The sequence below is a fragment of the Streptomyces sp. NPDC044061 genome (assembly GCF_056434305.1).
This window is the reverse complement of the sequence record NZ_JBWKFL010000183.1, coordinates 1-1398: the sequence shown is the minus strand read 5'-3', so window position 1 is coordinate 1398 and position 1398 is coordinate 1. Positions and strand designations below refer to the sequence as shown.

1 protein-coding gene is annotated in these 1398 nt (G+C 64.3%); it reads right to left on the bottom strand.

The features are described from left to right. Positions 1-98 precede the first annotated feature (98 nt). Positions 99-1175, bottom strand: a complete 1077-nt coding sequence (locus AC07CM_RS50975; protein ID WP_478883373.1) for a Gfo/Idh/MocA family protein — start codon at positions 1173-1175, stop codon at positions 99-101. Positions 1176-1398 lie beyond the last annotated feature (223 nt).

Below are 1398 nucleotides of genomic sequence, written 5' to 3'. Positions count from 1 at the left end.
CCCAGCACCCCGCCACCCCGTCGGCAAACACCAGCACAAAAAGGACACCCCTCGACCCTGAGGACCGAGGGGAAACCTTTAATTTCAAGCTTAGCTCCCTATTCCGGTCTGGCCGGCGTGCCGGATGGCAGTTGGCGATACAGCTCGTACAACTTCAGGATTTCTCGCGCGTCAGCCAGCGTGCCCTTCTCCGGTGGCTTCCCGGCCAGCAGGCTCTCGCAAAAGTGCACGACCTCAGGCACGTAGCCAAGGTAGAAGAGGTTCTTGTTGTAGAGCTGGCCGAGCGAAAACTCCGGCTCCCAGTGCAAGGGCGCCACGGCGTCGTCGGTGACGAAGGACGCCGAGCGTCCGTACGGCAGGTCGGCCCCGGCGCGGTAGTAGGTGAGTCGAACCCCGTTGTCCACAACGACGTTGGCACCGGTGCCGATCACCTCGACACGCTCGAGGGGGGCGCCGGTCGCGGAACCAGCCGCCAGATGCAATGTGCCGACCGCGCCCGACTCGAACAGCAGGCTCGAGACGCTCGCTCCGGTCCGTGGCTCCCATTCATAGCTGAGACGCCGTACCGGTCCCATGAGGTAGGTGAGGATGGCGGCGGGGTGGAAAATGTGGTCGAGGAACCCGATCATCTTGACGTCGTCGCAGCGGTCAGCTGGGGCCGGCAGCGCTTGCGGGTAGCGCACTGAGATCGAGGTCGCCGTGCCGAACGCAGGGGTACTCAGGATCGCCTTGACCTTCTCCATCGCTGGTGTGAAGATCTTCTTCAATCCTGTCATCACTGTGCACCCGGTCGCGTCGGCGGCCGCCTGCAGCCGGTCCAGTTGAACGATCCCGGCCGCGGTCGGCTTTTCCATCCAGACGTGGGCTCCAGCTCGGAGGCAGTCCTCCGCGAGCGCCGTCGCCTCCACCTCGCCCTCCGCGGTGTAAGAGGTAACGATGAATACCGCGTCCGGCTGTTCGGTCTGGAGCATCTCGCGGTGATCGTCGTACGCTGCTGGTGCGCCGAATCTCTGCGCATACGCCTCGGCCCGGTCGAGGCGGACATCGCAGACAGCCACCAGGTCCACCGGCGCATACTGGAAAGTGGGATAGACATTACGGTACGAGTGCCCGCCCGCGCCGATGAAGGCGCACCGCAGCCGCTCGGGGTACTCAAACTGGTAGGTCACGGTCATCGCAAGACTCCAGACATGAGGCTACTGGTAAAAGATCGCTGCAACACGACGTCTGAAAGGGATCACTGCCAGCACGATGCTGGCGAAGAGTACGCCCGAAGCGGCGCTTTACTGCTCCTGGAGCTACTCCCGCGTTCTTCGCTCTTGGCAGACAGACCGGTCCCGGCGCCCGCCCCGACGATGGGCCTGCGCGCGGCCCGTTTGCTGGTGAGGCGCTCCAGGA

Excerpts from the sequence above, each read along its gene's own strand:
- AC07CM_RS50975 (WP_478883373.1), bottom strand. The coding sequence starts at position 1,175 with ATGACCGTGACCTACCAGTTTGAGTACCCCGAGCGGCTGCGGTGCGCC.